The sequence below is a fragment of the Nostoc sp. CENA543 genome, assembly GCF_002896875.1.
In the GTDB taxonomy this organism is placed as follows: Bacteria; Cyanobacteriota; Cyanobacteriia; order Cyanobacteriales; family Nostocaceae; genus Trichormus.
In genome coordinates, this window is the sequence record NZ_CP023278.1 from 1 (window position 1) to 17,550 (window position 17,550).

The 17,550-nt window shown below is 41.3% G+C and carries 13 protein-coding genes; 5 read left to right on the forward strand and 8 right to left on the reverse strand.

The genetic code is table 11. From position 1 onward, the window contains the following. Together dnaA and dnaN are read left to right on the forward strand one after the other, a co-directional pair. Entirely contained in the window at positions 1 to 1,380 is a 1,380-nt protein-coding gene (gene dnaA / locus CLI64_RS00005; RefSeq protein WP_103135321.1) for a chromosomal replication initiator protein DnaA, read from the forward strand. Positions 1,381 to 1,834: 454 nt separating this feature from the next. After that, positions 1,835 to 2,995 carry a DNA polymerase III subunit beta gene (gene dnaN / locus CLI64_RS00010; protein ID WP_103140526.1) on the forward strand — a complete coding sequence of 387 codons (1,161 nt, stop codon included), beginning with the start codon at positions 1,835 to 1,837 and terminating at the stop codon, positions 2,993 to 2,995. Positions 2,996 to 3,043: 48 nt separating this feature from the next. Here the strand turns inward: dnaN and CLI64_RS00015 are convergent, their stop codons facing one another. The 8 genes from CLI64_RS00015 to CLI64_RS00050 form a co-directional block, all read right to left on the reverse strand. Then, positions 3,044 to 5,803, reverse strand: a complete 2,760-nt coding sequence (locus CLI64_RS00015; protein WP_103135322.1) for a GAF domain-containing protein — start codon at positions 5,801 to 5,803, stop codon at positions 3,044 to 3,046. A gap of 479 nt (positions 5,804 to 6,282) precedes the next feature. Then, complete coding sequence (locus CLI64_RS00020) at positions 6,283 to 7,470, reverse strand: TRC40/GET3/ArsA family transport-energizing ATPase (RefSeq protein WP_103135323.1); 1,188 nt, start codon at positions 7,468 to 7,470, stop codon at positions 6,283 to 6,285. A 163-nt stretch (positions 7,471 to 7,633) separates the two neighbouring features. Then, positions 7,634 to 7,903: a hypothetical protein gene (locus CLI64_RS00025; protein WP_103135324.1), complete on the reverse strand. Its 270-nt coding sequence runs from the start codon at positions 7,901 to 7,903 to the stop codon at positions 7,634 to 7,636. A gap of 83 nt (positions 7,904 to 7,986) precedes the next feature. Further along, positions 7,987 to 8,685, reverse strand: coding sequence for a Uma2 family endonuclease (locus tag CLI64_RS00030; protein WP_103135325.1), 699 nt, complete (start codon positions 8,683 to 8,685; stop codon positions 7,987 to 7,989). Positions 8,686 to 8,747: 62 nt separating this feature from the next. Further along, positions 8,748 to 9,122 (reverse strand): DUF2358 domain-containing protein, encoded by a 375-nt coding sequence (locus CLI64_RS00035; RefSeq protein ID WP_103135326.1) that lies wholly within the window; start codon positions 9,120 to 9,122, stop codon positions 8,748 to 8,750. Beyond that, positions 9,123 to 9,704: a hypothetical protein gene (locus CLI64_RS00040; RefSeq protein ID WP_103135327.1), complete on the reverse strand. Its 582-nt coding sequence runs from the start codon at positions 9,702 to 9,704 to the stop codon at positions 9,123 to 9,125. Positions 9,705 to 9,940: 236 nt separating this feature from the next. Next, positions 9,941 to 11,689, reverse strand: coding sequence for an ATP-binding protein (locus CLI64_RS00045; protein WP_103135328.1), 1,749 nt, complete (start codon positions 11,687 to 11,689; stop codon positions 9,941 to 9,943). 182 nt (positions 11,690 to 11,871) lie between these two features. Then, on the reverse strand, positions 11,872 to 12,108 hold the full coding sequence (locus tag CLI64_RS00050; RefSeq protein WP_103135329.1) for a hypothetical protein: 237 nt from the start codon (positions 12,106 to 12,108) through the stop codon (positions 11,872 to 11,874). Positions 12,109 to 12,724: 616 nt separating this feature from the next. Between CLI64_RS00050 and lepA the strand changes: the two genes are divergently transcribed. The 3 genes from lepA (at position 12,725) to CLI64_RS00065 (ending at position 17,486) form a co-directional block, all read left to right on the forward strand. Beyond that, positions 12,725 to 14,536: a translation elongation factor 4 gene (gene lepA / locus CLI64_RS00055; protein WP_103135330.1), complete on the forward strand. Its 1,812-nt coding sequence runs from the start codon at positions 12,725 to 12,727 to the stop codon at positions 14,534 to 14,536. Between the two features lie 441 nt (positions 14,537 to 14,977). Next, on the forward strand, positions 14,978 to 16,165 hold the full coding sequence (locus CLI64_RS00060; protein ID WP_103135331.1) for a glycosyltransferase family 4 protein: 1,188 nt from the start codon (positions 14,978 to 14,980) through the stop codon (positions 16,163 to 16,165). A gap of 316 nt (positions 16,166 to 16,481) precedes the next feature. Continuing rightward, positions 16,482 to 17,486, forward strand: a complete 1,005-nt coding sequence (locus CLI64_RS00065) for a cyanophycinase (protein WP_103135332.1) — start codon at positions 16,482 to 16,484, stop codon at positions 17,484 to 17,486. Positions 17,487 to 17,550 lie beyond the last annotated feature (64 nt).

Consider the following 17,550-nt stretch of genomic DNA (forward strand, 5'->3'; position numbering starts at 1 on the left):
ATGGAAATTACTATTGACATTTTATGGAGTCAGGTACTAGAACGCTTACAAATAGAATTATCCCGCCCCACTTTTGAAACTTGGATTAAAACTGCTCATGCAGAAAGATTAGAAAACAATTGTTTATTTATCGTTACACCTAATCCTTTTGCCCGGAATTGGTTACAAAAGTATTACATCAATACTATTGCCCATGTCGTTCACGATATTTTGGGGTATTCCGTAGAAATTTATATCAAGGTGGCTCAGAGTGATGTAGTTGAGGAATTGGGGGACTCAGCAGTGACGTGGGAATTACCAACCCCAAATCCGATGCTAGAAACGGGACACAAAAAAAGACAGCCAACTACAGATTTAAATGCTAAGTATGTATTTTCTCGGTTTGTGGTGGGTGCAAATAATCGCATGGCTCATGCGGCTTCCTTAGCAGTGGCGGAATCGCCTGGGCGGGAGTTTAATCCTTTATTTTTGTGTGGTGGTGTAGGTTTAGGCAAGACTCATCTGATGCAGGCGATTGGCCATTATCGCTTAGAAATCCGCCATGATTCTAAGATATTTTATGTCTCTACAGAACAGTTTACTAATGATTTAATTACGGCGATTCGCAATGATAGTATGCAGAGTTTCCGAGAGCATTATCGGGCGGCGGATGTGTTGTTAGTAGATGATATTCAGTTTATTGAGGGGAAAGAATACACCCAGGAGGAATTTTTCCACACTTTTAACACTTTACATGAGGCCGGTAAGCAAGTTGTGATTGCCTCTGACCGTCCCCCTAACCAAATTCCCCGTTTACAAGAGCGTCTTTGTTCACGCTTTTCGATGGGGTTGATTGCGGATATTCAGTCTCCCGATTTAGAAACAAGAATGGCTATTCTGCAAAAGAAGGCGGAATACGAAAATATTAGATTACCCCGTGATGTGATTGAATATATTGCCGTGAATTATACTTCTAATATTCGGGAGTTAGAAGGGGCTTTAACTAGAGCATTAGCTTATATTTCCATTTGGGGTTTACCGATGACGGTAGAAAATATTGCCCCTGTTTTAGTAACTCCCACGGAAAAATTTGCGGCGACACCGGAGGCGATTTTAAAGGTAATCGCGGAGAATTTTGATCTCTCTATTGAAGAGTTGAAAGGTAATTCCCGCCGCCGGGAAATTAGCTGGGCGCGGCAAATTGGAATGTATTTGATGCGGCAGCATACTGATTTAAGTTTACCGAGAATCGGTGAGGAGTTTGGGGGTAAAGACCATACAACTGTGTTATATAGTTGTGAAAAAATTACTCAGTTGCGGGAGAGCGATCGCTCTCTGTCACAAATTCTGAGAAAATTGAGCGATCGCATTAATATGACTAGTGCTGCTCAACGCAAATAAATACTAAAAGTTTTCCACAAGCATCACTCTTTTCACTCTCTAAAGTTACTCTAAAATGTTAAGTATTGTATAAAAATAGATTAATATTAAATATTTTCTGTGGAAAAATCACCTGTTTTTGTGGAAAACTTGATCAAGTATAATTACCCTGTGGAAAACTCTCAGGTTTTTTCCACAAGTTTTCCACAGCTATAAGTTTCATAGATATAATCAACAACTGATTGCAGCTAAGTTTTCCACAGTTTCCACAATGTTTAATCAGCTTTGTTGCCCAAAAAAGTGTGATTTTTATTGTCGGTTGTTGAGCATAATCATACTCCACACCTGAAACGACACTTGTTTCTTACTGTCCTGGGAAAAGATGAAAATGATACGATAAGACTCCTGTTTGATTTTTAAAATCACTCAATTCCTAGTTCTCAATCCCCAATTCCTAGTACCCAGTTTCCCAGCTATGAAATTAGTTTGCTCCCAAAGTGACCTGAGTGCGAATCTTTCCCTTGTTAGTCGTGCTGTACCTTCTAGACCGACTCATCCCATACTAGCCAATGTGCTGCTACAAGCAGATGCTCAAAATAATCAGGTTAGCCTCACCGCTTTTGACCTCAGTTTAGGAATTCGCACTAGCTTTAATGCAGAGGTTTGGCAAGAGGGAGCGATCGCACTGCCGGCTAAATTATTAGTAGATATTACCTCTCGTTTACCAGAGGGAGAAATCACCCTCGATGATGAATCTACGGATAGTAACACCACAGGAGAGGGTTTAGTTGTCACCCTCACCCCCAAAACAGGACAATATCAATTACGGGCTATGGGTGCAGAAGAGTTTCCCGAATTACCTCTAATTGAAAACACTGAAGCTATTTATATCAGTGCCACGGCATTAATCGAAGGTTTGCGGGGTTCTTTATTCGCCACAAGTGCGGATGAAACTAAACAAGTCCTGACAGGAGTGCATTTAACAGTTAAACAAGACACCTTAGAATTTGCGGCGACTGATGGACACCGCCTAGCAGTGGTAGAAACCACTAATGAACGTCCCTTAGAAGCGGATGAACAGCAATTAGAAGTCACAGTTCCCGCTAGAGCCTTGCGCGAACTAGAGCGAATGTTAGCGCACAATGCCGCTTCTGATGAACCAATAGCCCTATACTTAGACCAAGGTCAGGTAGTGTTTGCATGGGCTAATCAACGCCTGACTAGTCGCACCTTAGAAGGTCAGTATCCTGCCTATCGTCAACTGATTCCGCGACAATTTGAACGGCAAGTGACAGTAGAACGCCGTCAATTTTTAAGTACATTAGAAAGAATTGCTGTATTAGCAGATCAAAAAAATAATATTGTCAAACTGAGTATAGATGCTAATGAGCAGAAATTGACTTTATCTTGTGAAGCTCAAGAAATGGGTAGTGGTAGAGAGTCAATGCCGGCTCAAATTTCCGGCACAGATATAGATATTGCCTTTAACGTTAAGTATTTAATGGAAGGTTTAAAAGCTCTGTCAGCTTCAGAAATTCAAATGCACTTAAATCAAGAATTAACTCCAGTAATTTTTACGCCGTTAGGCGGTTTTAAGATGACTTATTTAGCTATGCCAATTCAATTGAGAAATTAATAACTGCCAGTGATGGTTTCAAACTTGTAGTAAGGACGGAAGTCCTTACTACGGACTGGGTTGTTTGATGGGGATTTCAATCTGAAATTCTGTACCTGTACCTAATTGCGAATCACATTTAAACACACCACCATGTTTATCTACAACAATGCCGTAACTAATTGATAATCCCAAACCAGTACCTTTACCTACAGGCTTAGTAGTAAAAAATGGGTCGCAGATTCTGTTTCTAAAATTTTCGGGAATACCAGGGCCATTATCCCTAATTTGAATAACAACACTTTGAGTCTTGTCTGCTAACTCACCCATACTAGTACGGATGATAATTTGATGTTGATAATTTTCTGATGGCGATCGCCGATAATCCTCTAAAGCATCGATGGCATTACTCAGAACATTCATAAATACTTGATTCATTTGTCCGGCATAGCACTCTACCAAGGGGATATCGTTATATTCTTTGATGATACTAATAGCAGGAATATCTGGTTTAGCTTTCAGACGGTGCTGTAAAATCAACAATGTACTGTCTATGCCTTCATGAATATCCACAGCTTTCATTTCTGCTTCATCCAGGCGAGAGAAATTGCGTAAGGACATGACAATTTGACGGATGCGTTCTACGCCTATTTGCATAGAACATAAAGTTTTGGGCAAATCCTCAGCTAAAAATTCTAAATCTATCTTTGCTGCTAAATTTTGAATCGCTTCATTCCCCGTAGGAAATTCCTGCTGATAAAGCTCCAACATGCTCAACAAATCTGTTGCATATTCACTCACATGAGAGAGATTGCCATAAATAAAGTTAACCGGATTATTAATTTCGTGGGCAATCCCTGCTACTAATTGTCCCAAGGAAGACATTTTTTCCGTTTGAATCAGTTGGCTTTGAGTTTGTTGTAAATGATGTAGTGCTTGAGTTAATTTTTGGGCTTGTTGTTGTGTTTGGTTTAGGAGTTCGGCTTGTTGTAGTGCTACTCCTAATTGGGCGGCAATTTGGGTGATGAAATTAACTTCTGAAGTTTTCCATTGTCGGGGGGTTGAGTGTTGATATGTGGCTAACAAACCCCAAAGTTTCTGCCCAACAAAAATAGGGGCGAGAACAAAAGCCTTAATTTGATAGCGTTCTAAAACATCAACATGACACTTGTCAAATCCCATTTTGCGAATGTCGTTGGCTGCAAATGTTTCATTGTGGCGATATCTTCCACCTTCGGTTTTTTGTAAGTAAGTATCATTCCAAACTGAATTAATGCCAAGTCTGGATTGATGTGACCAGTGTGAATTAACGGCTTCAAAATCGCCGACGAATTCACCACCCCATTCAGCATTAAAACGATAAACTGAAACGCGGTCTGCTTTGATCAACTGACAGACTTCTTCCGTGGTAATTTTAAAGATGGTTTCAGTATCTAGAGATTCCCGAATTTTAGTAATTACCCCAAAAACAGCCTGTTGTTGTTCTGCTGTTTCTTGCAGTTCTAGAGTGCGTTTAGCAACTTGTTGTTCCAAGTTTTCATTAAAAGCTTGCACCTGTTGATATAGTTCATATTGCTGAATTGCAGCAGCAAAATGTTTACCTAGTGCTTGCGCTAGTTCTATATCTTCATTTGTCCAAATTTGAGCTTGTTCTTTTTTGTACTCCCGCCATAACTCAAATGATAACCGGGGGTAAAGTTGTCTTTGATCAGGATCATGCTGACCAGCCCAAAGAGTTTCAGTATCTATACTTTCGCGAAAAATACTTAAATACCCTAACAACTGTTGACGATATTCTAAGGGAATGATCAAAACGCTGCGAATATTGGTTGCTTGAAAAGCAGGTTGTAAACTTCGCCAAGTGGAAGTTTGATAAATATCGGAAATTGCCCAAACGCGATAATCATGGAATTTATAATGTTCCTGCCAAGCACTGTACTGCTCTACGAGAGGATAGATTGTGGGTTGGGTAATTATGGGTTGTTGACCGCAAGTATAAAGCCGCACACACTCCCCACCAGGAATTAAACATTCACTTAAACTTTTTTGATGACCATTTTGCAGGTCAAAAGCTTGGTTTCTCAAACACAAACGACCACCAACGCCATTAAAAGCTTGCACTGTGGCTTCTAAGGCTGGTTGCAAAACAATGGTGGGTAAGGAGTGTAGTAAAGTTGCAATGTGGTTAATTATGGCTTCCCGTTGGGCTTTAGCGCGGGCTTGGTTTAGGAGTTCACTTTGGGCGATCGCAACAGATAATTGATCTACGACCATTTGCATCGCTTCTAACTCATGCTCAGAAATGTTGCGGGCTTCAGAGTGATGGGATACTAACAATCCCCAAAGTGTATCTTGATGGATAATAGGAGCAACCACAGAAGATTTCACACCCATTGCCTCTAAATACTTTATATGGCAAGGATCTACGGGTCGATAGCGAATTTCTTCAGAAATTTGTTCTCCTGTTTCAGAGTTGTATAAACCACTTTGACCAGTTTCCCCAGTCTCAACATTAACTGCACAACGCACTTTGGATTTGAGAAACAATTCTCTAGCTTCACGGGGAATATCATCGGCGGGAAAATTTAAACCTAGTAGTGAAGGTAGACGATGTTCATAAATTGATTCCGCAATAACTTGACCGCTACCATCTGCATGAAATTTATAAATCATGACTCGGTCAGTTCCTAGCAAAGAACGTACCTCCGCCGTTGTTGCTGTGATGATATCTTCTAACTCTAAAGACTGACGAATCCGAGTTGTAATCCGACGTAGTATACTTTCTTGATCAAGGTTGACCTGTAAGTTGGCTTTAGCGATCAAAGACATTGCTTTTATTTCAATTAATGTCAGAATGTTTTGTGATTTTTATAAATCTAAAAATATTGTGAATTTTATTTAATACGCTTGTCTACGGTGAAACCACGGTCAAAATTTTATTGATTTATTTATATGTCTTTACATTAATTTATATTTTAAAAATATGAATAATTTTTATTGAGTAAGTTGATTAATCTAGCAAGATTTTTTCATCAAAAAACATCAGAATGCGATATGAAAGTTTTCCATGAAAACTAACAAAACATAGATTTTATCTGTCATTTATGAGGTAAAACTCTCGAATCTGCGACTTTTTGGTTATGTAATACCAAATAGGGATAGGTAGTATTGTTTTGAGATTCTGGAATAGCCGATGAATCTCAGCTTTCAATCCAAAATAGGTATAATTTTCCCATTCACAATGAAAAATAATATCCCCGATTTGTTTCAAGAAATCAGGGATATTTCAGTATCAAAAGTTACGATAATTAGGCTTTGCCAACTTCAGCGAAACGGATTTTCAAGTAGTCTTCTTCCATTTTCGCGCCTGCGGGTTGGAGTGCAGCCAAAGCTTGAGGTAATACCAAATTACGCCGATGATTACCAATAGTAATGTTTAATTCATCACCTGTTTTACTGAGTTGAATTTGATTTTTAGGTATTCCAGGTAAGTAAAGTTCTAAGCTGTATTGATTTTGTTCCTGCACTACTCTAACGGTGGTTTCTTTGTAATATACCTGGGTAGGATCTTCGTCTTTGTAGAGGGTTTCTTTTAACCGTTCTAAGGCAGCTAAACCACACATTTCTTCAGAAAATAGCGGTACTTCCTTCACTGGTAGCGGCAGAAAGTTATCGTGGATTTCTTGACGATACTCTTCTTGATTTTGTTTCCAACGTTGGAAAAAGGGATCTTGCACTTCCGCCGGGATAATACGATTAGCCACAACTAAATCAGTAGCGACATTATATAGACTCAGATAAGCATGGGCGCGTAGGGATTCTTTAATTACCATTTTTTCGGGATTGGTAATTAAGCGGACTGAAGTTTGAGTATTATCTGTTAATACCTTTTCCAACGCTTCAATCTGCTCATAAAACTCATAAGGTGCATCCATTACCTCTTTGTCGGGTAAGGAAAACCCTGCAATGGGTTTAAAAATCGGTTCAACTAAAGGACGCAATGCGACAGAAATGTTTTGAAATGGTTTGTAAAAACGTCGCATATACCAGCCACCAACCTCTGGTAGACTCAGCAGTCGTAATGCTGTACCGGTGGGTGCAGAGTCGATAATTAAGACATCATACTCGCCTTCATCATAGTGGCGTTTCATTCTGACTAAGCCAAAAATTTCGTCCATCCCTGGTAGAATGGCTAATTCTTCGGCTTGTACTCCTTCTAAACCTCTAGCCTGCAAAACTTGGGTGATATATCGCTTAACTGCACCCCAGTTACCTTCTAGTTCTTGTAGTGCGTCTAGTTCTGCACCCCATAAGTTAGGGCGAATTTGCCGGGGTGCGTGTCCTAGTTCTAGATCAAAACTATCGGCTAATGAGTGGGCAGGGTCGGTACTCAAAACCAGTGTACGATATCCTAATTCTGCACAACGGAGTCCAGTCGCCGCCGCAACCGAAGTTTTACCCACGCCGCCTTTACCTGTCATTAAAATTACTCGCATGGATGATTCTGCCCTGCCTGAGAATTGTTTACATTTGTTTACCTTCTTTCTATTATCAATGGTTTTGGGGCGTGGGGCATGGGGTATTCTGACGGGTGTAGGGGTTTAGGGGTGTAAGGGTTTAAGGGTTTAAGGGTTTAGTGTTATTGGAAGTATTTTTTTCCTATTCCTTGTTTCCTTGTAATAGCTGATCTAGTTTATTTTCGATGTCTGAGAGTTTTTTGAGGATGGTGGGGCGATCGCCATCGACGGAAAGTAGTAAGTTAAAGATGCCTTCTTGTACCTGTATCAATCTCTCTACTGATTTTTGCAGTTGAATCATCCCTTCGCGGAGTTCTTGACGTTCTTCCCTGGTGTCTGCCATTTCATCTAACATGGCTTGGACGGTTTTAGCGTTAGTTTCAATGAGTTGTTTGAGTTCTTTATCAGCCATAGCGATCGCTCTTTTGGGTTCAGTATATTATTTCTTTTGTTAAATGCTTCAGTGAGTTTGCAGTCAGTTTACGCAAAATTTGCTTATTCGTCTGTATTTTCTAGGTTTACCCCCAAAGCTTTTAACCTCGCCTTGAGTTCTTCTACTTGATTTTCTGCTTTGGCTGCTCTTTCTTCTGCTGTGGGTAATAATTGCTTTTCTGGGCTAAAAAACCGCAATTTTGACTCATAAATACCTAAGAACAACTCTAATTGTTGACTCCACAACCATCCTTGAGAATTTGGTTCTATGGGCTGATATTTACCACTCACTAAGCAAAACCCTTGAAATTCCAAAGTCACGGGATGAAACCAAAAATATTCCGGTGTGCGAAAAGTCTCTTGATATAGCTCAAATTTAGTTCCTTTATCCACTTTGGCAGTGCTATCTGAGAGTAATTCCACAATTACGTTAGGATATTTACCCTGTTCTGCCCATAATACCCAACTTTTGCGGGGACGGTTTTCACAACCTAAAACTACAAAAAAATCTGGGCCGCGAAAATCTCTGGTGGTAATTTGTTCTGGACTAAAATATATTGTTAAATTGCCACTGGCGTAGAAATCATTACGTTTACGCCACCACCATTTGAGACAAGCCAATAACAATTCTATTTGTTCTCGGTGCAAGTCACTTTCCACAGGTGGCTCATCACTCCACAAATCACTAGGTGGAATGATAATATCTTCTACCTCTGTATGTATAGTGTCCGCAGTTACTTCCGAATCTTTAGCAGCCGTCATAACACTGAGTGACGATATTGATTAATTTTAGTTTAGTGCTAATTTCATTGATTATTTGTCGGTTAGGAGAAATGCTGTTTCAGTACATCTAACCGTGAACAGTGCCAATAATCAATATGAGAATTAATTAAGCCATTGGAATTAAGTCCTAGTTCACTCCAGCCAGAGATGGCAATGCGGGGTTTCCAAGGTAGGGGAGTATTCCAACTCAGTGTCCATTCAGTTTTGATTGTGTTTTCCAATTTTTGAATATTATGCAAATCCATCCGGCAGTTTAAAAACCAGGTTTGGATGAATTTAATCATTTTTTTATATCGCTCAACACCACGAAAATTATTTAATGGGTCTTGAAAATAAACATCAGCAGCATAGATGCTGTAGGTTTGATCTACGGGAAATCGTTGGTAGTCTGCTTTGAGAATTTCGATAATATCCATTTATTCATTTGGGTTAGATTCTACTTCTTGCCAAAGTCTTTCTAATTGTCTGCGCCAAGCTGCTAAAACTTCTTCTCTATCGGCTGACGTTTGGTTAATTTCTCCTAATAACCCTTCTGCATAGAACCGTTCTAGGTTTTGCATAGTGGCTGGGAGAGATTGTCCTTGTTGTTTAGCGGCTTTCACAATTTGGCGGATGCGGGTTTCAATGAGGCTATTGAAGACTTCGTTCAAGCCTGAACTGTGTAAAGAAATGAGTTGAGCGATCGCACTCTGTAAATCAGCACTGACTAAAGTATGGCTATGATGGTGATACACTCCCCAAATTACGCCTTCATGCAGAGCATAGCGGACTGCTTGAGTAGTATCAAAGTTTGCTGCTAAAAACTGTTCTAGAAATGGTTGTGCGGCTTGTAATGGCACAATGGGTAAGAGAACTCGCAGCCAAGTTTCATCTTCTGATAGCAATACCAACAGTCTAAATCTAGGCGTATCTATTTGCCATGAGCCGGATGCAAGTGTTTGTAAGTCGGCTGAACCGAATATTTCAGTCAGAGTTCCCGCTATTTCTTCAGGTTTCACGCTACTTTGCTCCGAATTCCAAGTTCAACAGAAGACACGAGCATTAGGTAAGTCTAGGGTTACTTTAAAAATCTACCACCTTCACCTCACACTTAGTCACCTGAGAAGGGTAGAAATGTGGTCTTTTAGAGACTTCCAGAAAATAAACTATCCAAATTTATTTTCTTTAAAACAACTGTTTTTCCCCCTGCCCCTTGCCATTAACGTGATTTTATATTTTTTAAATTGTAAGTCCCTTAATCTAATTCGCTTTCACTCGAAGACAGCATCACTGGTTGTTGATACAGGGGAACTGTGAAGGTGACTGTAGAACCAAGTCCTTCACCAAGACTGTAGAAATGTACTTCTCCTCCCATTGCTTCTACAAGTTTTTGGGAGATGGCTAAACCCAAACCTGTACCACCATACTGACGAGTACGAGAACCATCAACCTGAGAAAATAGTTGAAAGAGTTTGTCTTGTTTATCGAGAGAAACACCAATACCTGTGTCTGCTACTCTCACTCTCACCATCCCAGGGAATTGTTGTTCTGGGCATTTGTTTTTCTTGACGACAATATCCGCACTGACGGTAATTCCGCCTTCGTGGGTGAATTTAATGGCATTACCAACTAAATTCAACATTACTTGTAGTAGTCTTTGGTAATTACCGTGAACAATAATGTCATCGGAAGTGGGCGGTAATTGCATCCGAAAACTGAGGTTTTTACCTTCGGCTTGGGGACACATGAAGTTTTCGACATCAGCAAATAATTCATCTAGTTTGATTGGGGCGCAAACTAGTTCCATTTTACCGGCTTCAATTTTGGCGATGTCTAAAATATCGTTAATAACAGTCAGTAGATGTAAAGATAATTCGTGGGCTTCCGCTAAAAACTGATTGCTTTCATCTACATCATCTACCATGCCGTCTAAAATGAGCTTTAAGAAGCCAATCATCCCATTTAAGGGGGTACGGATTTCATGGGAGACGTTAGCTAAGAATTCACTCTTGAGGCGGGAGGCTTCTTCGGCTTTTTGTCTGGCGGCTTCTAGTTCTTTGTATAGGGTAGCATGGGCGATCGCTGTGCCTAATTGGTCTGCGACTTCTTTGGCTAATTCTAGTTCGGCGTTAGTCAGGGGGTAACATTCATCCCGTAGATTAATCGCGATTAAAGCATTAGCTTGGTCTTTATAACAGGTAGCGACTACTAAAATTTTATGTTGAGGGCAAAGATTATACCCTGGCACTTCCATGATAATGGGTTCCAGGGTAGCCAACGCTTGAGCAAAGGCGGGTTCTGCGTGAACGTCTATCTCTAGTCCCAGCATTGAAGGGCGTTCTGGCTGGTGATATTCAGCAATTACCCGCACTTTGGAACTAGAAGGCTGATAGGGGCAAATAATACACCTTTCTAGGCGTAAGGCTTTACCCAAACTATCAACGGTTTGTTGCCAGATGACATCTAAATCTAGAGTCCGGCGGATATTTCTGGTAATTTGATTGACGAGTTTTTGATGTTGTTGCGATCGCAATGCGGAATCCACCTGATGGGGTGGATTAATGGCGACATTGACTTCTTGCGTATTAACTTTAACTTGTAATAATCTACCCGTGACTAACACTGTAGTTGCAGCAGTTCCCACAGGGGGCATAATTGGACAGATTGCCAACTCCAACTCGAATAAATTGCGATCGCAGCTAAACCAGCATTGACACCTTTCTGGCACTAAACTTGTTAAAATTCTGTGCAGTCTTTCTAAATAGGCAGTCTGATCTACTGGTAGGAAGATGTTCTCTCCATTAGATTCGGTGACTATCCGTTCAGGTTGAAAACCCAAAAGGTCAATTTTCTGCCAATAAAAAGACAGGTAGCGTCCTGTCCCATCCTGCATATATACCAACTCAGAGCCGAGTGTTGGTAAAAGTCCATCACCCTTGGGGTTGATTGATTCCAGATTTTGGGAAAATATGTGTGGCAATTGGGAACTAGCAGTAATAGTCATTAATCGAGTTGGATAGACAGATGGCAACTCAAAACAGTTTTACTAAAGCTTGGTAAAGCTTGGCATAAAAGATTACAGCTTTACGCACTGAGTATTGCGTATTTTAGCTGTTCTGGAATCTAGATTGACCAACTTTACAATTTTCGGCTGGATTCTTTACAGCCTATTTATGAAAACTGGAATCAATCATTCCATTCACCTCTAGGTGGAACTGGGATGCGATGGGGACTACGTGTCAGTTCATCGTCCCGGAGAATCTCGCCGCGTAACCATTGACGAATCGCTACTTCGATCACCTTACTGGGATCGTCAGTCAGATGCTGAATTTGCTCTAGTAACTCCGAATCCAGTTGGACAGAGATTTCCACCTTATCGGCTGGGATTGACTCCGCATCGGTAGTTCTTTCTTGCATATTCATAGGTTTATATACTCAGTTACGGTCTTTTCACCAGCTTTATAAAGCAGTTATATTGACTGTTCGGGTTGTTTACTGACAAATTGTTAAAAGTTTATAGTTACATAGTTCCCCGAAATTTCATCAAACTAACAGCGTCAGGTAGCAAGTGGCCATTTTCTTAGCGGTTTCCAGACTGTCGGCTGGAAGTTTTGTCAGTAAATTAGAATATCAGGGCAATTACAGGTGGTAATTGACCATCATCTCTACACTATGTACTTATATATCTTTATTGTACGCTTCAGGTTGATGAATACTAGCAATGAAAAATGGACTTTATAGAGATTCTTAAAAAGTATGGAGGGAATCTTTAAGGAGGGGATTGGGGATTGGGGATTGGGGAGACAAGGGAGACAAGGGAGACAAGGGAGACAAGGGAGACAAGGGAGAACATGAGAAAAACTGTTCCTTGTTCTCTAATGACTAATGACTAATGACTAATGACTATTGACTAATGACTATTGACTATTGACTATTGACTATTGACTAATAACTAGCAGCGTCTTGGCAAAGAAAGCATTAAAATACATGAAGTAAATAGCTTTTTAACCTTGGTTGCTGCTTCAGCAAAGATTAGTATATGACTGACGTTCCCGCAGTTCGCATTCGCAATTTCTGTATTATTGCTCACATTGACCACGGGAAATCCACCCTTGCCGATCGCCTCCTGCAAGCCACGGGGACTGTTGAAGACCGGCAAATGAAGGAACAGTTTCTCGACAACATGGATCTGGAACGGGAGCGCGGCATTACAATTAAGCTGCAAGCTGCCCGGATGGATTATCAGGCAAAGGATGGTCAGCACTATGTACTGAACCTGATTGATACTCCTGGTCATGTGGACTTTTCCTATGAAGTGTCGCGCAGTTTGGCGGCTTGTGAGGGGGCTTTGCTGGTGGTGGATGCTTCTCAGGGTGTAGAGGCACAAACTCTCGCCAATGTCTACTTAGCCCTAGAACATAATCTCGAAATTATTCCCGTTCTGAATAAAATTGACCTACCTGGGGCTGAACCAGATAGAGTCATTAGTGAAATTGAGGAAATTATCGGTCTTGATTGCAGTGGGGCGATTTTAGCCTCAGCTAAAGAAGGCATCGGGATTGATGAAATTCTAGAAGCGATTGTCGAACGCGTCCCGCCTGCACCGGATACTGTCAATGAACGCTTAAGAGCATTAATCTTTGATAGTTACTACGATGCTTATCGGGGTGTGATTGTCTATTTCCGCGTCATGGACGGGAAGGTGAAAAAAGGCGATCGCGTCTATTTAATGGCTTCCGGTAAGGAATACGAAATCGATGAGTTGGGTGTTCTCTCCCCCAACCAAAAGCAAGTCGATGAACTCCACGCCGGGGAAGTGGGATATTTAGCCGCCGCCATTAAAGCCGTAGCCGATGCACGGGTAGGTGATACCATTACCCTATCAAATGCTAAAGCTACAGAACCCCTACCAGGCTACACCGAAGCTAACCCGATGGTGTTCTGTGGAATGTTCCCCATTGACGCAGATCAATTTGAAGATTTGCGGGAGGCTTTAGAAAAACTCCGCCTCAATGATGCAGCATTACACTACGAACCAGAAACCTCTAGCGCGATGGGTTTTGGTTTCCGGTGCGGATTTTTAGGCTTACTGCACATGGAAATTGTCCAGGAACGCCTAGAAAGAGAATATGACTTGGATTTAATTATTACAGCCCCCTCTGTGGTTTATAAGGTGGTCACAACTAAGGGTGAAGAACTGTATATTGATAATCCTAGCCACTTACCTGCACCTAACGATCGCGAACGCATTGAAGAACCCTATGTGAAAGTCGAAATGATTACACCGGAGGGGTTTGTGGGGACGCTGATGGAATTGGCGCAAAATCGTCGGGGTATCTTTAAAGATATGAAATATCTCACCCAAGGACGTACCACCTTAACCTATGAGTTACCCTTGGCGGAAGTCGTCACCGACTTTTTCGACCAAATGAAATCGCGATCGCGCGGTTATGCTAGTATGGAATATCACCTAATTGGCTACCGTGAAAATCCCCTAGTGAAGCTAGACATCATGATTAACGGTGATCCGGTGGATTCCTTAGCCATGATTGTCCACCGTGATAAAGCTTACAACGTGGGACGCTCAATGGCGGAAAAACTCAAAGAATTGATTCCCCGTCATCAATTCAAAGTCCCCATTCAAGCCTCTATTGGTAGTAAAGTCATCGCCAGTGAACACATCCCCGCTTTGCGAAAAGACGTACTCGCCAAATGCTACGGTGGTGACATCAGCCGGAAGAAGAAACTGTTACAGAAACAAGCTAAAGGTAAAAAGCGGATGAAATCCGTCGGTACAGTTGATGTACCCCAGGAAGCTTTTATGGCTGTACTGCGTTTAGATCAAGGGTGATAAAAGTTACAGATTAGAGTTGAATTTTCAGTAAAAATTCCATCCTGATAGGGAAGAGGAGACAAGAAACAGACAATATTCTGTTTTCTGTAACCTGTTCCCTATCATTTATTTGGGGGGTATGAGACTGCATTCAACTTGAGAATTATTCAGCTAATCTAAAGATTTTCATTGGGATTGATAATTTTTGATCAGCTTTGCCCACATAACGACCAAAAAATCCGAAAATTTTAGTAAATCTACTTAACTCCAAGTTCTCACTTTCAAAAGTTTAAATTTTTATAAAGCAAATTTGCTTTTATGTAGCCTCATCCTAGAAGCTAGGATATTTACCGAAGTTCGCTTGGAGGCTGAACCTCCTGACAACTTCTCACCAGTGCAGATTTTCTTAATTTTGAATTTTGAATTTTGAATTGCTCAAAGCATCGGGGAGTCTAGTTCATGAAAATACTGGTACTAAGTTGGGAGTTTCCACCGAGGATAGTTGGCGGGATTGCGCGTCATGTGGCAGAGTTGTATCCCGAACTAGTTAAACTAGGCCACGAAATCCACTTGATTACGGTAGAAGTTGGTAATGCTTCGATGTACGAGATAGTGGAGGGAATTCATGTACATCGAGTCCCAGTTTCTCATAGCAATGACTTTTTTCACTGGGTGGTCAATCTCAATCAAAGCATGGGACATCATGGTGGTAAGTTAATTTCAGAGGAAGGTAACTTTGATTTAATCCATGCCCATGATTGGCTAGTGGGAGATGCAGCGATCGCTCTTAAGCATACCTTTAAAATTCCCCTAGTTGCTACCATCCACGCCACCGAATACGGACGCTACAACGGTATTCACAACGATATTCAAAACTATATCCACGGTAAAGAGAACTTACTTGCCTACAATGCTTGGCGAGTTATTGTCTGTACCGATTATATGCGTCAAGAGGTATCCCGCGCCTTAGCTAGTCCCTGGGACAAAATCGATGTGATTTATAACGGTATTCGTCCCGAAAAGAAACAACATCACGAAGATTTTCACGCCCAAGATTTTCGTCGTCAATTCGCCGCCGACCATGAGAAAATCGTCTACTACGTAGGACGCATGACCTATGAAAAAGGCGTATCAGTGTTAATGAACGCCGCCCCCAAGGTACTTTGGGAAATGGGAGGTTATGTCAAGTTTGTGATTGTGGGTGGTGGTAATACCGACAACCTCAAACGCCAAGCCTGGGATTTAGGAATTTGGGATAAGTGCTACTTTACTGGGTTCATTACCGACGAATATTTAGATAAATTCCAAACTGTGGCTGATTGTGCGGTTTTTCCTAGCCTTTACGAACCCTTTGGGATTGTTGCGCTAGAAAGCTTTGCCTCACGAGTTCCTGTAGTGGTGTCAGATACAGGCGGCTTCCCAGAAGTAGTGCAGCATACTAAAACTGGGATAGTTACCTGGGTAAATGATCCCAATTCTTTAGCCTGGGGAATTTTAGAAGTGTTAAAAAATCCTGCTTATCGCCAATGGTTAGTTGATAATGCTTATGCAGATTTAGAACGCCGCTTTAGCTGGCCGAAATTAGCCAAGCAGACCGAGAATGTATATCTTAGGGTAGTGAAAGAGCGATCGCAAGTGAATTGGTAATTAGTCATTAGTCATTAGTCATTAGTCATTAGTCATTAGTCATTAGTCATTAGAGAACAGGGAACAGTTTTTCTCATTTCCTACCTTGTCTCCCTTGTTCCCAATCCTTCTTTAATTTTGAATTTTGAATTTTGAATTTTGAATTGATAAGTCCCCAGTCCCCAATTTCAGTAACAAAACACAGCCTCAAACCCAGCCTGAATGTTTATTCTGGACGCTTTCAGGCTAAAAAACAACACCATAGCTGTACGCTGGGAATTTTGCCCTTAGAAGTGCGAAATTAAGCAGTAGTTGCCGTTTGCACTATAAGGTTAGTATGACAAGGGCATTCCCAGGTATAGCAAGGTTCTTGAAGGCCGCAGGAGCTATGTTGTTGAGGGTGTTCAACCGTCTTACAGCATACCTGACGTTCGATTTTGAAAGCAACACGACCGAAATTCTGACCCCATTAGCTGGCCCTGTGTTTAACTTGGGCGGTGGTGGCCCTGATGTCGAAGCGGCTATCCAATGGATGATTAACCAAGTCAGAGGCGGTGCTAATTCTACACAAAAAATCAATGTTGTAGTCCTTCGTACCTATGGTAGTGATGACTACAATCGCCTAATTTACGAAATGAAAGGTGTGAACTCTGTAGCCACCCTGATAGTCAGTAATCGTCAAGATGCTAATAGAGACGACATTGTACAAAAAATACGCGATGCGGGAGTAGTATTTTTTGCTGGCGGCGACCAATGTCAATACATCCGCAGTTGGAAAAACACCAAACTAGAAGCGGCTGTGCGGTCAGTGTATCAAAGAGGTGGTGGCATTGGTGGCACTAGTGCTGGGGCGATGATTCTCAGTGATTTCATTTACGATGCTTGTGCTTGTGAAGACCCCATTGAAACTAAGGATGCTTTAGCAGATCCTTATGAAAATATTACCTTTACCTACAACTTTTTCCGATGGCATCATTTGCAGGGAACAATAGTTGACACCCATTTTGATAGTCGCAAACGCATGGGACGGATTATGGCGTTTATTGCTCGTCAACTTCAAGATGGTGTGGCTAAGAGTGCTTTAGGGATTGCGATTAGTGAGGAAACATCGGTAATTGTAGATAAATATGGTAAAGCGAAAGTGATGGGGAGAAATGCAGCGTATTTTGTCTTAGGAGATCACCCGCCTGAAGTTTGCAAACCCCGTACACCATTGACGTATCACGACTATAAAATTTGGCGTGTTCCCAGTGGTGAAACCTTTGATTTAAATAATCCACCGAGTAGGGGTTATTATTTCCGCAGTGTGAAACGGGGTAGATTTGATTACGATCCTTATTGATTCAGAAGATCCTTCACTTGAGGAGGGTTAGGAGGATAGGGGTTGTGAACATCTGTAACTCTAT

Bases quoted from the DNA above. Each gene is read 5' to 3' on its own strand.
- dnaA (WP_103135321.1), top strand. From the start codon at position 1: ATGGAAATTACTATTGACATTTTATGGAGTCAGGTACTAGAACGCTTA.
- dnaN (WP_103140526.1), top strand. From the start codon at position 1,835: ATGAAATTAGTTTGCTCCCAAAGTGACCTGAGTGCGAATCTTTCCCTT.
- CLI64_RS00015 (WP_103135322.1), bottom strand. From the start codon at position 5,803: ATGTCTTTGATCGCTAAAGCCAACTTACAGGTCAACCTTGATCAAGAA.
- CLI64_RS00020 (WP_103135323.1), bottom strand. From the start codon at position 7,470: ATGCGAGTAATTTTAATGACAGGTAAAGGCGGCGTGGGTAAAACTTCG.
- CLI64_RS00025 (WP_103135324.1), bottom strand. From the start codon at position 7,903: ATGGCTGATAAAGAACTCAAACAACTCATTGAAACTAACGCTAAAACC.
- CLI64_RS00030 (WP_103135325.1), bottom strand. From the start codon at position 8,685: ATGACGGCTGCTAAAGATTCGGAAGTAACTGCGGACACTATACATACA.
- CLI64_RS00035 (WP_103135326.1), bottom strand. From the start codon at position 9,122: ATGGATATTATCGAAATTCTCAAAGCAGACTACCAACGATTTCCCGTA.
- CLI64_RS00045 (WP_103135328.1), bottom strand. From the start codon at position 11,689: ATGACTATTACTGCTAGTTCCCAATTGCCACACATATTTTCCCAAAAT.
- CLI64_RS00050 (WP_103135329.1), bottom strand. From the start codon at position 12,108: ATGAATATGCAAGAAAGAACTACCGATGCGGAGTCAATCCCAGCCGAT.
- lepA (WP_103135330.1), top strand. From the start codon at position 12,725: ATGACTGACGTTCCCGCAGTTCGCATTCGCAATTTCTGTATTATTGCT.
- CLI64_RS00060 (WP_103135331.1), top strand. From the start codon at position 14,978: ATGAAAATACTGGTACTAAGTTGGGAGTTTCCACCGAGGATAGTTGGC.
- CLI64_RS00065 (WP_103135332.1), top strand. From the start codon at position 16,482: ATGACAAGGGCATTCCCAGGTATAGCAAGGTTCTTGAAGGCCGCAGGA.